Source organism: Pseudomonas sp. AM4(2022) (assembly GCF_036346515.1).
Taxonomy (GTDB): Bacteria; Pseudomonadota; Gammaproteobacteria; order Pseudomonadales; family Pseudomonadaceae; genus Aquipseudomonas; species Aquipseudomonas paracarnis.
Window position 1 is genome coordinate 165196 of the sequence record NZ_JAOTNW010000013.1, and the last position, 13784, is coordinate 178979.

Genomic DNA, 13784 nt, shown 5'->3' on the forward strand with positions numbered 1-13784 from the left:
GCATGGCGCTGAATGACCAATCGACCCAGATTCGCCCAGGCGAAGAACTTGATGCCAGCCTGATCGATCCCTACCTCAAGGCCCATATCCCGGGCTTGGATGGCACGCCCACCATCAGCCAATTTCCTGGCGGTGCGTCAAACCTGACCTACCTGCTGGAATACCCAGGCCAGGAATTTGTGCTGCGTCGCCCGCCGTTTGGCCACAAGGCCAAGTCTGCCCACGACATGGGCCGCGAATACCGCATTCTCAACCAGCTCAAAGATGGCTTTCCGTACTGCCCCAAGGCTTATGTGCACTGCACCGATGAATCGGTGATCGGCGCCGAGTTCTATGTGATGGAGCGCGTCAACGGCATCATCCTGCGTTCCGACCTGCCGGCTGAACTGGGCCTGGACGCCACCCGCACCGAAGCCTTCTGCAAGAGCTTTATCGACAAGTTCGTCGAACTGCACCACGTCGACTACCACGCCTGCGGACTGGCCGACCTGGGCAAGCCCGAAGGCTACGTGGCGCGGCAGATTCGCGGCTGGGGCGAGCGCTATGAAAAAGCCCTGACGCCCGATGCGCCAAAATGGGAGGCGGTACGCGCCTGGCTCAACGACAAAATGCCAGCCGATCACCCCACCTCCAGCATCGTGCACAACGACTACCGCTTTGACAACGTGATCCTCGACCCGCACAACCCGATGCAGATCATCGGTGTGCTGGACTGGGAGCTGACCACCCTGGGCGACCCGCTGATGGACCTGGGCAACACCCTCGCCTACTGGATCGAGGCCGCGGACCCGGCGCCGGTGCAACTGATGCGCCGCCAGCCGAGCAATGCCCCCGGCATGCTCACCCGCCGCCAGTTTGTCGACTACTACGCCGAGCGCTCCGGCATCCAGATCGACAATTTCGATTTCTATTACACCTACGGCCTGTTCCGCCTGGCCGGCATTGTGCAGCAGATCTACTACCGCTTCTTCCATGGCCAGACCCAGGACAAACGCTTCGCGCAGTTCATCCACATGAACAAACTGCTGGAGCAGATGAGCCTGAATGTCATCGGCAAATCAGCGCTCTGAGTGCAACCACAAGGAACCCTCATGTCCAAGACCAACCTGTTCGACCTCGACGACAAGATTGCTTTCGTTTCCGGCGCCAGCCGTGGCATCGGTGAAGCCATCGCCAAGTTGCTGGCCCAGCAAGGCGCCCATGTGATTGTCTCCAGCCGCAAGCTGGAGGGCTGTCAGCACGTGGCCGATGCGATCATCGCCGAGGGCGGCAAAGCCACGGCCATTGCCTGCCACATTGGTGAAATGGAGCAGATCACCCAAGTGTTCGCCGGCATCCGCGAACAGTTCGGCCGCCTGGATATTCTGGTCAATAACGCCGCCACCAACCCGCAGTTCTGCAACGTACTGGACACCGACCTGGGCGCATTCCAGAAGACCGTTGACGTGAATATCCGTGGTTACTTCTTCATGTCGGTGGAAGCCGGCAAGCTGATGCGCGAAAACGGCGGCGGCAGCATCATCAACGTGGCCTCGATCAACGGCATCTCGCCGGGCGTGTTCCAGGGCATCTACTCGGTGACCAAGGCCGCCGTGATCAACATGACCAAGGTGTTCGCCAAGGAGTGCGCGGCGTTCGGCATCCGTTGCAACGCCCTGTTGCCAGGCCTGACCGATACCAAGTTCGCCTCGGCGCTGGTCAAGAACGATTCCATCCTGAAAATGGCCCTGGCCCAGATCCCGCTCAAGCGCGTGGCCGACCCGAGCGAAATGGCCGGCGCGGTGCTGTACCTGGCCAGCGATGCATCGAGCTATACCACCGGGGTTTCGCTGAATGTGGACGGCGGCTTCTTGTCCTGATTTCGCCTGGGTTTCTTCAGATCGATTTGCGCGTAACCTTGGCGCAGATCGATCTGTCCCAGGATGAAACATGGAACTGCACCTCGTCATCACCGGCCGCAAGGACCTGGCTGCCCAGCTTTATCAGCAACTGCGCGAAGCCATCGCCACCGGGCGGCTGTCGGCAGGCGCGCAACTGCCCCCCAGCCGACTGCTCGCCGAGCAACTGGGCATCTCGCGCAAGACGGTGTCGGACACCTACGCCACCTTGACCTATGAGGGCCTGCTGGTTGGCAAGATCGGCCGCGGCACCTTCGTCAATGCGTGGGCGCCACAGCCCGACCGCGTGCAAACCGCCACCGACCTGGCGTGTGCCGCCAACCTGGGTAAATGGGCGGCACTGCCCTCACCCATGGGCCACCCCGCCCGCGAGGAGATCCTGCGCTACGAATTTATCGGCGGCGCAACCACACGCCACCAATTCCCCCAGGATGAATGGCGGCGTTGCACCCAGGATGCGTTGCGTCGCATCGCCCAGAACAGTGGTTTTTACAGCCAGCCAGAAGGCGTGCCCGCCCTGCGCGAAGCCATCGCCGGGCATATCGCGTTTTCCCGGGGGGTCAAATGCGGGGCCCGCGATATCGTGGTCACCAACGGGGCACAGCAGGCGCTGGACTTGCTTGCCCGCGTGGTGCTTGAGCCCGGCAGCCTAGTCGCGATGGAAGACCCCGGCTACAGCCCCGCACGCCAATTGTTCGTCGCGATGGGCGCCCGCGTCGCCAGTGTTGCCGTCGACGAACAGGGCCTGCAGGTCGACCAGATCCCGGATGGCACCCGCCTGATCTATGTGACGCCGTCCCACCAATTCCCCCTCGGCATGCCCATGAGCCAGGCGCGGCGCGAGGCCCTGCTGGACCGCGCCATTGCGCTCGGCGCGATCATCATCGAAGACGATTACGACAGCGAATTCCGCTACGAGGGCCGCCCCACCGACTCGCTGCAAAGCATGGATACCCGAGGCGTGGTCACCTACGTCGGCACCTTTTCCAAAACCCTGTCGCCGGAGTTACGCCTGGGCTATGCGGTGCTACCGCCGGCCATTTATGGTGCGGTGCTCAAGGCCAAGCAATTGACCGACCAGCACAGCGCTACCTTGCCGCAGTGGGCACTGGCCAAGTTCATCAGCGAAGGCTACCTGCTCAAGCATATTCGCCGCTGTCACAGCGTCTACGCGGGGCGTCGCGAACGCATCCTGCAGCGTCTGTCGGGCGATCTGTCGCCGTGGTTCGAGGCAGTACCGACGGTGGCGGGCTTTCACCTGGCGGCCCTGTGCAAGGTGCCGGTGAATATTCCATTGCTGATGGAACGGGCGCGCCAGGTCGAGGTGGGGTTATACCCTCTGGACGTGTTCTTCCACGACCGACCGGTGCGCTCGGGGCTGATTCTGGGGTTCGGCGCCATCGAGACTCTGGATATCGACCCGGCGCTGGACAAGGTACGGGATATTCTCCTGCAGATTGGCTAGGCGGTTTTCCGGCGCATTGGTCATTGGTGGCAAGCCCTCGGCGGCGTAGGGTGAAGCGGTCTTTCACCCGATGGAACCCTCATCATGAAACGCTTTCTCGCTGCCACACTGATGCTCGCCTCCGTCAGTGCATTTGCCCACGACCCGGTCTACAACAAGGAAACGCTCAAGGTGCTGCAAGAGCACGCATTGACCAACGTGCCGGGCAAGAAAACCCTCATGCTCACCGTAGACTACGCCCCCGGCCAGGCCACCGTGCCCCACAGCCACACCGGCACCGCCGTGGCTTATGTGCTCGAAGGCGAGATCACCTCGCGGGTCAATGATGAAAAGGCGATCACCTACAAAGCCGGTCAATCGTTCTACGAACCGGCCGGCTCGCGGCATTTTGAGTCAAGCAATGCCAGCCAGACCCAACCGGCCAAACTGCTGGTGGTGATGGTGCTGGATGACGAGGCTGAGGTACTCACCCCGCTTCCCAAATAATCAGCAACACCACAAAACCCATGTGGGAGCTGGCGTGTGTGGGAGCGGGCTTGCTCGCGAATGCGGTATATCCGTCACAGATGTGCTGCCTGAGCCACCGCTTTCGCGAGCAAGCCCGCTCCCACAGTTTTAACCTTCTCTGCCAGTGGTTCAGGGACGTTTGAATAGGTCGCGCTGGTGTTCAATGCGCGACCGGCACTCGCAACCCTCCAGATGATCATTGACCATCCCCAGCGCCTGCATCAACGCATACATCGTGGTCGGGCCGACAAAGGTCCAGCCGCGTTTCTTCAAGGCTTTGGACAAGCGCACCGAAGCCGCTGAGGTCGGATTGGCTGTCCAGTAAGCCATGTCCACCACTGCCGGCCGCTCTTGCGCGCCGGGTTCGAACGCCCACAGCCAGCGCGCCAGCGAGCCGGCCTCCTCCACCAGTTCACAGGCCCGACGCGCGTTGTTGATGGCCGAGACGATCTTCGCGCGATTGCGCACGATGCCCGGGTCGCTCATCAACCGCTCGATGTCCGCCTCGCCGTACTGCGCCACCCGGCGAAAATCAAAACCCTCGAACGCCTGCCGAAAGTTTTCGCGTTTGCGCAGGATGGTGATCCACGCCATCCCCGCCTGAAACCCCTCCAGGCAGATCTTCTCGTACAGCGCGATGTCATCCGCTACCGGCACACCCCACTCGTGGTCGTGGTAATGCAGGTAAGCAGGCGCTGCAGTGCGCCAGGCGCAATGCATGCGTCCTGCTTCATCGGTTGTCAGCCCTGATTGGTCCATCCATCACCTCGTATGCCGAAGGCGATGATACGCAAAAAAAATTAATCCCCGTCAACCGCTCAAGCACCGCACTTACCGACCAACTGGTCAGACCGGGACCTGCCAACCGCCAAATATTTACTTGTGATTTGAAAAAAACCGAGCGTAGACTGGCCCCGCACTGGACTTACCGGTAAGACCACAACAATTAAGCCCTGGAACCACCAGGGCACCGAATAGAGATCCCTCCCATGCTCAGATGGTGCTCGCGTTCGATTTTCCTGCAAGTCGTGATTGGCCTGATACTCGGCATCGCCTGCGGCTTGGCCCTTCCCGAATTCTCCTCGCAACTCAAACCCTTGGGTGACGGCTTCATCAAGCTGATCAAAATGCTGATCGGCCTGATCGTGTTCTGCGTGGTGGTCAGCGGTATTTCCGGCGCGGGCGACTTGAAGAAGGTCGGACGCATCGGCCTCAAGTCGGTGATCTACTTTGAGATGCTGACCACCGTCGCCCTGGTGCTCGGCCTGATCATGGCCTTCAGCACCGGTATTGGCAGCGGCGCCAATATTCACCTGGAGCAACTCTCTTCCGCTGGCTTGAATGAGCTGGCCGACAAGGGCCAGCACATCCGCGGCACCAGTCAGTTCCTGATGGAGTTGATCCCCAACTCGGTAGTCGGCGCCTTTGCCGACAACAACGTGCTGCAAGTGCTGTTGTTCTCAGTGCTGTTCGGCAGCGCGCTGAACCTGGTGGGCGAAGCGGCCAGCGGTATTTCGCGGCTGATCAACGAATTGAGCCATGTGATCTTCCGCATCATGGGCATGATCGTGCGCCTGGCGCCGATTGGCGTATTCGGTGCCATCGCGTTCACCACCAGCACCTATGGCCTCGATTCACTGCAACACCTGGGCAGCCTGGTGGGGCTTTTCTACCTGACCTGTTTTGCCTTCGTGGCGGTGATCCTCGGGCTGGTGATGCGCCTGTCGGGCCTGCGCATGTTGCCGTTGCTCAAGTACCTGCGCGAAGAACTGCTGATCGTGATGGGCACCGCTTCGTCGGATGCGGTGTTGCCACAGATCATGCGCAAACTGGAACACCTGGGCATCGGCAGCTCCACCGTGGGCCTGGTGATTCCCACCGGCTATTCGTTCAACCTCGACGGTTTTTCCATCTACCTGACCCTGGCTATCGTGTTTATCGCCAACGCCACCGGCACACCGCTGTCGATGACCGACTTGCTGACCATCCTCCTGGTATCGTTGATCACCTCCAAGGGCGCCCATGGCATTCCAGGCTCGGCATTGGTGATTCTGGCGGCAACGCTCACAGCGATTCCGGCGATTCCGGTGGTCGGCCTGGTGTTGGTGCTGGCCGTGGACTGGTTCATGGGCATCGGCCGTGCGCTGACCAACCTGATCGGCAACTGCGTGGCCACCGTGGCGATTGCGCGCTGGGAAAAAGACATTGATATCCAGCGCGCCAACAAGGTGCTCGACGGCCAGCAAGGCTATGCCTTCCAGGCCAAGAAGCCGGTACTGCCGGCGCATCAGGAGTTCTAGGACAACACCCATCCAATGTGGGAGCTGGCTTGCCTGCGATAGCGGTGGGTCAGCGTCAAATGTAGTGCCTGACACTCAGTCATCGCAGGCAAGCCAGCTCCCACATTGGACCTTCGCCAGACTGAATACTGTATGAGCAACATCAAGGAGCTATCGACGTGATCAGCACTTCAACCGTCGTCAATTCAGTGGTAGAAAAACTGCGCGCCGCCTTGGCGCGAGGCCAGTGGCGCCGCGGTGAAATGCTGCCCGGTCAACGCGAACTGGCCGAACAGCTGGGCATCAGCCGACCGAGCCTGCGTGAAGCGGTGATCGTGCTGGAAACCCTTGGCCTGGTGCGCTCCATGCCCGGCAAAGGCGTGGTCGTGCTGGAAACCAGCGTCAGCGAGCCGCAATCGAACGACGCCGTGGCCGATGCCAGCCTCGAGGACATCCTGCAACTGCGCTACACCCTCGAACCTTTCATCGTCGGCCTGGTAGCCCAGTCCATCAGCAGCAAGGAAATCGGCCAACTGCGCCTGACCCTGATGGACATGCGCGAGGCCCTCGATGCCGGCGATGCCGAAGCCGGCATGAACGCCTATATCGACTTCCATGAGGAGCTGTTCGCCCTGACCTCCAACCCGATCTTCCAGAACGTGGTGCAGCAAACCAGCACCGCGCTCAAACAAAGCGCCCAGGTATTGCGCAACTCCCCTGAACACTTGGCCGAACGCTTGCAAGAGAACGAAGCCGTGGTACGCGCCATCCGCAACAAGAACAGCGCCCTGGCCAGTGCCGAAATGCGTCGGCACATCCTTCAGGAAGGCCTGCGCATGGGCATTCGCTTGAATATCCCGGACGACCATCTGGGCAGTTGATTTTCGGAGACCGGCCATGAACGCTCACGCCTTGCAACGCGATTCCACCCTCACCTCACTACGCTGGGTGCCCGAAAAAAAGCCCTCGGTGGACGACATCTACCCACGCTTGTTCGACGCCATCCTTGAGCAACGCATTGCGCCCGCCAGCCGCTTCACCGAAGAAGGCCTGGGCGAACTCTTTGGCGTGAGCCGCAGCGTGATTCGCCGGGTGCTCGCCAAGCTGTCCCATCAGCAAGTGGTCATCCTGCGCCCCAACCAGCGCGCCCAGGTCGCCGCGCCGGATGCCCAGCACACACGGCAGATTCTGGAAGCACGGCGCCTCACCGAAATTACCGTGGTGCAACTGGCCTGCGCCCAGGCCACAGCGATGCAGATCCGCCAACTGCGCGAGCTGATTGCACAGGAGCGCGACGCCATTGAGCGTGACCAGCGGGGGCCGGCGATCCGGTTTTCGGGAGAGTTTCATCTGCAACTGGCGCACATGGCAGGCAATGCGCCGTTGGCACAGTTTCTCAACAGCCTGGTGCCGTTGACGTCGTTGATCATTGCGCAATTTGAAACGAAGGCCTGCACGTATTGTGCGTGGCAGGAGCATGTGGCGATTGTGGATGCCGTGGAACAGCGCGACGCCCACACGGCTGTCGCCCTGATGACCCAGCACCTGGATCACCTGGAAACCCGACTACTCAAACACCACTGATTCCAAGTGAATGAAGTTAAAACTGTGGGAGCTGGTTTGCCTTAATGCCATTGTAGGAGCGAGCTTGCTCGCGAAAAACTCACAGGCGCCGCGTTCATTCAGCAATCACGCGTTATCGTTGACGTTTTTCGCGAGCAAGCTCGCTCCTACAGAAGGCGACGACCGCTTAACTGACTGGCAAGCCAGCCCCCACATTGATCGCATTCCAGATCAAATAAAAAGCCCCCGCATCTCACGATGCGGGGGCTTTGGGTTTAGCGAGGCATCAAGCCGGTTGCAACACCGACTGGCCACTCAACGCCAGGTCCAGCAACTCACGGTTGGCCACCGCATACATGGCGTAGTCCGTGCCCACTGCGGCACGAATTTCCACCATCATGGCGCGCCAGCGATCAGCCATGTCCTGGTGCTGCTCAAGCCACAGGGCCACGCGCTCTTCCATGTCTTGTGGCGCATCGGCCATTTGCAGGACCGAAATGGTGATCGCCCGTTGCTGCCAGTCCACGTCGTCGCGGAAGGCTTCGCGGGCCTGGGCTTGCCAGTTGTTAGCCACTGGCAGATCGCTGATCTGCTGCAGGTACCACGGCAGGTCCAGGGCGCTGCCGACGGCGAAGTAAGCCTTGGCCACTTCGGCGGCATCATGCCCGGTCACGTCGGCGGCTTCGATGATCGGCAGCAAGGTGTACAGGTGGGTAGTACCCGCAACCATGCGCGCCAACAACTCCGGTACGCCGGCCTGGGTGTAGGCCTGGTAGCGGTTCTGCCAGCCTTCGCGGGTCGGACCTTCCAGCAGTTCGTCGAGCTTAAGGCCCAGCGCCGCCAGGTGCGGACCGAAGTGCGCGGTGTCGCGCCCGGCGTCTTGCTCGTTGCGACGGCTGCGCAGGAACCAGCGCGTAGCGCGACGGCCCAGGCGCATCAGCTCATCCATCAGCTCCAGTTGCACGTCAGCCGAAACCTGGTGGTCCAGGGCTTCAATCTGACGGAACCAGTGCGGGAGATGGAAGATGTCCCGCACGATCACATAAGCGCCCGCCACGTTCGCCGGGCTCATACCGGTCGACTCTTTGAGTCGCTGAACGAAGGTGATGCCCATGTGGTTGACCAGGTCGTTGGCGATCTGGGTGCTGACGATCTCGCGCTTCAGACGATGGCGACGCATGGCTTCGCCGAACTTGGCCACCAGGCTCGGCGGGAACGCGGTCTCCATGTCACGGGTCAGGTACTCGTCATCCGGTACCAGCGACTTGAGCAACGCTTCCTTGAGGTCGATCTTGCTGTATGAGATCAGCACCGACAGCTCCGGACGGGTCAGGCCCTTGCCAGCGGAAGCGCGCTCGGTGAGCTGCTCTTCAGTCGGCAGGTACTCGATGGCACGGTCCAGCTTGCCACGGCCTTCCAGGTCGCTCATCAGGCGCTTGTACTCGGCGGCACGCTCGTAAGCCTTGCGCGCGGCCAGGGACAGGGCCTGGGTCTGCTTGTAGTTGTTGCCCAACACCAGGTTGCCGACTTCGTCGGTCATGCTCGCCAGCAGCTGGTTGCGCTGCTTGTCGGTCATGTCACCGGCCTGCACCACTTCGTTGAGCAGGATCTTGATGTTCACTTCGTGGTCGGAGCAATCCACGCCACCGGCGTTGTCAATGAAGTCGGTGTTGGAACCGCCGCCATTGAGGCCGAATTCCACCCGGCCCAGCTGGGTCATGCCGAGGTTACCGCCCTCGCCCACCACCTTGCAGCGCAGCTCGTTGCCGTTGACGCGCAGTGCGTCGTTGGCCTTGTCGCCCACATCGGCATGGCTCTCGGTGCTGGCTTTGACGTAGGTACCGATACCGCCGTTCCACAACAGGTCCACCGGCGCCTTGAGCAAGGCGTTGAGCAGCTCGGTCGGAGTCAGCTTGTCGGCCTGGATGTCGAAGCGTTCTTTCATCTGTGGCGAGATGGCGATGCTTTTCGCGCTGCGCGAGAAGATACCGCCACCTTCGGACATGATGCTGGTGTCGTAGTCGGTCCAGGCCGAACGCGGCAGTTCGAACAAACGCTTGCGCTCGACGAAGCTGGTGGCTGGGTTCGGGTTTGGATCGATGAAGATATGCAGGTGGTTGAAGGCTGCGACCAGTTGCAGCTTGTCGGACATCAGCAAGCCGTTACCGAACACGTCACCGGCCATATCGCCGACGCCCACTACGGTGATGCTGTCTTCCTGCACATTGATGCCGCGCTCACGGAAGTGACGCTGTACACCTACCCACGCGCCCTTGGCGGTGATGCCCATTTTCTTGTGGTCGTAACCGGCCGAACCACCGGAAGCGAACGCATCGCCCAGCCAGAAGCCGTAGTCGATGGCAATGCCGTTGGCGATGTCGGAGAAGGTCGCAGTGCCCTTGTCCGCCGCCACCACCAGGTACGGGTCATCGTCGTCATGACGCACGACGTTGGCCGGCGGCACCAGCGCGCCGTCTTTCAGGTTGTCGGTGATGTCCAGCAGGCCGGAGATGAAGATGCGGTAGCAGGCGATGCCTTCGGCCGCGATCTCGTCCCGGCTGCCGCCCAATGGCAGGCGACGCGGCAGGAAGCCGCCCTTGGCGCCCACCGGCACGATCACCGAGTTTTTCACTTGCTGGGCTTTTACCAGGCCAAGCACTTCGGTACGGAAGTCTTCTTCACGGTCGGACCAGCGCAGGCCGCCACGGGCCACGTTGCCAAAGCGCAGGTGCACGCCTTCGACCCGTGGCGAGTACACGAAGATTTCAAACTTCGGCACTGGCTTGGGCAGCTCGGGGATGGCACGCGGGTCGAACTTGAAGCTGAAGTACGACTTGTTCTGGCCGTTGGCATCGGTCTGGTAGAAGTTGGTACGCAGGGTGGCCTTGATCAGGTCCAGGTAGCGACGCAGGATGCGGTCTTCGTTGAGCACCTGGACGTCGTCCAGGGCGCTGAGGATCGCTTGCTCCAGGCGTTGCTGCTTGTCTTCCAGGTCGTCGGCAGTCAGCTTGCGCGCCAAGTAGAAGCGGGTCTTGAACAACCGGGTCAACTCGCGGGCGATGTCGGTGTGGTTGTTCAGGGTGCTGGCGATGTAACCCAGGTCGAAGCCCAGGCGAATCTGCTTCAGGTAACGGGCATAGGCACGCAGCAATGCCACGTCGCGCCAAGGCAGGCCGGCGGTGAGGACCAGGCGGTTGAACGCATCGTTCTCGGCATCGCCATGCACAATGTGCACGAACGCATCCTGCAGGGTGTCGTTGAGCTGCTGGATATCCAGGTTCACGCCTTCGGCGGCGATGAACGCAAAGTCATGGATCCAGAACTCACGGCCATTGGCATGACGCAGGCGATACGGGAACTCGCCCAGCACACGCAGGCCGAGGTTTTCCAAAATCGGCAGCACGTCGGACAGCGCCAGCGGCGTATCGGCGTGGTAAAGCTTGCAATGCAGCTCGCGTTGGCCGGAGACCTGGCCCAGCGGCTGATAGAAGCTCATCACCAGCGGGTTGGCTTCGGTCAGGCTGTTGAGGTGCTGCATGTCGACCACAGCCGAATGCGCAGCGAAACGCTCGCGGTAGCCGGCCGGGAAGCCTTTGGGGAAATCCGCCAGCACGTTGGTGCCCTGGGCTTCGCCGAAGCTTTCCACTACCAGGCTGGCGTAGTCGTCCTGCCAGCTGCGGCAGGCCTGCACCACTTCTTTTTCCAGTTGCAGCGGGTCGATGTCCAGACGGTTCTTCGGGTCCACCCGCAGAATCAGTTGCACACGGGCAAGGACGGACTCGGAGAAGAAGGTCCAGAACTCGCAGTCCGAAGCCTTCAGACGGTCCATCAGCACTTGCTGGATCTTCTGGCGCACTTCGGTGGAGTAGATGTCGCGGGGCACGTAGGCCAGGCAGTAACAGAAACGACCGTAGGGGTCTTTGCGCAGGAACACGCGGATCTTGTTGCGCTCCTGGATCTGCACAATCGACATCACGGTGCTGAACAGCTCGTCGACCGGAGTCTGGAACAGGTCGTCACGGGGCAATACTTCCACCACCTGGGCAAGCTCTTTACCCAGGTGCGCCTTGGCCTGGAAGCCCGAACGGCGTTCGATTTCCGCGACCTTGCGACGGATGTAAGGGATCACCCGCACGCTTTCGCCGTACACCGAGGAGGTATACAGGCCCATGAAGCGGTGTTCCTTGATGACCTTGCCGTCGGCGCTGATCTCACGGATCGACACGTAGTCCGGGTAGGCCGGACGGTGCACACGGCTTGGGTGGGCGGCCTTGGCGAACGACAGTACGGTCGGCTCGCGCAGGTAGGCCACGGCGTAGTCTTCGATGCGCAGGTCTTCGGCGGTGAGGCCGGCGCGCAGCAGCTTGGTCAGACCGAGGAAGGAGCTGGCGTCATATTCGATATGACCGCCGTCCGCCTCGTCACGTACCACGAACTCTTCGTAGCCCAGGAAGGTGAAGTGGTTGCCCACCAGCCATTCGAGGAAGTTCTTGATCTCGGCTTTTTCTTCGCCGTCGATGGCGAACGCACTGGCGTCGATACCGGCCAGCAGGTCCTGGACCTTGGCTTTCATCGGTTCGAAATCGGCCACGGCCACGCGCACTTCGCCCAGCACCTGCTCAAGCTCTTTGCTCAGCACGTTCAGTTCGGCGGCATTGGCGCAGCGGTCGATCTCCAGATACATCAGCGATTCTTGCAGGATGCCTTCGCCCTGGGTGCCCTTGGGCAGGATCTCCAGCAACTCGCCCTTGCTGCCACGACGCACGCTGAGCACGGTGGTTTGCAGGGTATGGATGCTGTAGCCACGGCGGTTCAGCTCGGTGCGTACCGAGTCGACCAGAAAGGGCAGGTCATGGTGCAGCACTTCGACCGCGGTGTGGGTCGATTGCCAGCCATGACGCTCGTAATCGGGGTTGTAGACCCGCACTTGCGGTTGGGTGTGATCAAAGCGCTCAAGCAGGCGCCAGGCAGACAGGGTGCAACCGGCCAGGTCGGAAAGGCGACGCTGGGTCAGTTCGTCCAGGGAAATGATGCCGAAGAATTGTTCAGCGAACAGCGCCACTTGTGGCAGTGCCTGTTCACTGAGGTGCTGCGCCAGTGCCGCTTGCAGTTGATGCTGGAAGTCGGCCTTGCTGGCTGCGGTGAAGAACGCCATCTGTGGTACTCCGCTTGGGCTTGTTATTGATGAAAGCGTCGCGTGTTATCCCCGTGCGGGGAGACCGTCAGCTCTATTCGCTGGTGTGCTGACAAGCACCATAAACGAATCAGAGTGACAGGTGGGTGAAGCTGGACAAGACAGTCAGGTCACATACAACTTCCATACGGCATACCCTTGGCCAAGTGACGATACGACGGGCAGGTCAGGCGCCTGGCACAGGGCACATCCGTTGCGCAGCTTAACGAGTGTAGGAAGAACGCTGCTTGCGACGCTGCGACATATTCGGTCATCGGCAAGCAGGGTGTTGGTTGCAACTTGGGCAACCTTGGATTTTCGGTAGAAAAACTTGCTACTTTGAACCCTATCAGTACCAGAAATGACCGATCCGGCCCGCCAGGTCATGCTCAAGTTCCGACACAGGATGAAGCACAAAATTCGCCGCAATGGCACAATTGCCCTCCCCCACACAGGATTGCCCCATGCTGCAGCTGAAAACCGACGCCCTGATGGCCACCCCATGCGACGATGAAGAAGACAACATGGCGATGCTTTGCTGTCACGGCAAGAACGGCGAAATGTTCATGCTCACCCGTTACCCGGATGAAGATGAAGTGGAGCTGACCTGGGACTACGAACCCTCGACCCTCGATGGGCTGAAAGTGACGTTGGGCGACACCACCTTATTGATCGAACTGGCGGCCGGCGATGCCGATGCCCTGGGCGGTAAGGACCAGCTGGAGATCACCCACGACACCGCCGCGTCAGACATGGCCGAAGTGCAGCAAACCCTGCAGAACATCCTCACAGGCACCGGCACGTTCATTCGGATCTGAATGCACCGAAGACCCCATGTGGGAGCTGGCTTGCCTGCGATGCGGGCGGTGGGGTCTTTCAGCCAGACCGAGTTGAGGCCA

The 13784-nt window shown here is 60.9% G+C and carries 10 protein-coding genes; 8 read left to right on the top strand and 2 right to left on the bottom strand.

The annotated features are described in order from the left end of the window. Window positions 1-2 precede the first annotated feature (2 nt). The 4 genes from ODQ19_RS18995 (at window position 3) to ODQ19_RS19010 (ending at window position 3849) form a co-directional block, all read left to right on the top strand. Window positions 3-1070, top strand: a complete 1068-nt coding sequence (locus ODQ19_RS18995) for a phosphotransferase family protein (protein WP_330210921.1) — start codon at window positions 3-5, stop codon at window positions 1068-1070. Between the two features lie 21 nt (window positions 1071-1091). Further along, entirely contained in the window at window positions 1092-1859 is a 768-nt protein-coding gene (locus tag ODQ19_RS19000) for an SDR family oxidoreductase (protein WP_330210922.1), read from the top strand. A 70-nt stretch (window positions 1860-1929) separates the two neighbouring features. Continuing rightward, complete coding sequence (gene pdxR, locus ODQ19_RS19005; RefSeq protein WP_330210923.1) at window positions 1930-3363, top strand: MocR-like pyridoxine biosynthesis transcription factor PdxR; 1434 nt, start codon at window positions 1930-1932, stop codon at window positions 3361-3363. Between the two features lie 84 nt (window positions 3364-3447). Further along, a complete protein-coding gene (locus ODQ19_RS19010; protein ID WP_330210924.1) occupies window positions 3448-3849 on the top strand; it encodes a cupin domain-containing protein in 402 nt (133 codons plus the stop codon). A 150-nt stretch (window positions 3850-3999) separates the two neighbouring features. Here ODQ19_RS19010 and ODQ19_RS19015 read toward each other — a convergent pair whose 3' ends face one another. Continuing rightward, window positions 4000-4629 (bottom strand): DNA-3-methyladenine glycosylase I, encoded by a 630-nt coding sequence (locus ODQ19_RS19015; protein ID WP_330210925.1) that lies wholly within the window; start codon window positions 4627-4629, stop codon window positions 4000-4002. 215 nt (window positions 4630-4844) lie between these two features. Here ODQ19_RS19015 and ODQ19_RS19020 point away from each other — a divergent pair, with 215 nt between their 5' ends. The 3 genes from ODQ19_RS19020 (at window position 4845) to ODQ19_RS19030 (ending at window position 7733) form a co-directional block, all read left to right on the top strand. After that, a complete protein-coding gene (locus ODQ19_RS19020; RefSeq protein ID WP_178088108.1) occupies window positions 4845-6170 on the top strand; it encodes a C4-dicarboxylate transporter DctA in 1326 nt (441 codons plus the stop codon). Between the two features lie 158 nt (window positions 6171-6328). Next, the gene (locus tag ODQ19_RS19025; protein ID WP_005787865.1) at window positions 6329-7030 is read left to right on the top strand and encodes a FadR/GntR family transcriptional regulator; all 702 of its coding nucleotides are present in this window, start codon (window positions 6329-6331) and stop codon (window positions 7028-7030) included. Window positions 7031-7046: 16 nt separating this feature from the next. Continuing rightward, window positions 7047-7733: a GntR family transcriptional regulator gene (locus ODQ19_RS19030; RefSeq protein WP_330210926.1), complete on the top strand. Its 687-nt coding sequence runs from the start codon at window positions 7047-7049 to the stop codon at window positions 7731-7733. Window positions 7734-7998: 265 nt separating this feature from the next. Here ODQ19_RS19030 and ODQ19_RS19035 read toward each other — a convergent pair whose 3' ends face one another. Continuing rightward, window positions 7999-12867, bottom strand: a complete 4869-nt coding sequence (locus ODQ19_RS19035; RefSeq protein WP_330210927.1) for an NAD-glutamate dehydrogenase — start codon at window positions 12865-12867, stop codon at window positions 7999-8001. A 482-nt stretch (window positions 12868-13349) separates the two neighbouring features. On the opposite strand from ODQ19_RS19035, the gene ODQ19_RS19040 reads away from it, so the two are divergent. Further along, on the top strand, window positions 13350-13703 hold the full coding sequence (locus ODQ19_RS19040) for a hypothetical protein (RefSeq protein ID WP_116666668.1): 354 nt from the start codon (window positions 13350-13352) through the stop codon (window positions 13701-13703). Window positions 13704-13784 lie beyond the last annotated feature (81 nt).

Excerpts from the sequence above, each read along its gene's own strand:
- ODQ19_RS19035 (WP_330210927.1), bottom strand. The coding sequence starts at position 12,867 with ATGGCGTTCTTCACCGCAGCCAGCAAGGCCGACTTCCAGCATCAACTG.
- ODQ19_RS18995 (WP_330210921.1), top strand. The coding sequence starts at position 3 with ATGGCGCTGAATGACCAATCGACCCAGATTCGCCCAGGCGAAGAACTT.
- ODQ19_RS19010 (WP_330210924.1), top strand. The coding sequence starts at position 3,448 with ATGAAACGCTTTCTCGCTGCCACACTGATGCTCGCCTCCGTCAGTGCA.
- ODQ19_RS19015 (WP_330210925.1), bottom strand. The coding sequence starts at position 4,629 with ATGGACCAATCAGGGCTGACAACCGATGAAGCAGGACGCATGCATTGC.
- ODQ19_RS19040 (WP_116666668.1), top strand. The coding sequence starts at position 13,350 with ATGCTGCAGCTGAAAACCGACGCCCTGATGGCCACCCCATGCGACGAT.
- ODQ19_RS19030 (WP_330210926.1), top strand. The coding sequence starts at position 7,047 with ATGAACGCTCACGCCTTGCAACGCGATTCCACCCTCACCTCACTACGC.
- pdxR (WP_330210923.1), top strand. The coding sequence starts at position 1,930 with ATGGAACTGCACCTCGTCATCACCGGCCGCAAGGACCTGGCTGCCCAG.
- ODQ19_RS19000 (WP_330210922.1), top strand. The coding sequence starts at position 1,092 with ATGTCCAAGACCAACCTGTTCGACCTCGACGACAAGATTGCTTTCGTT.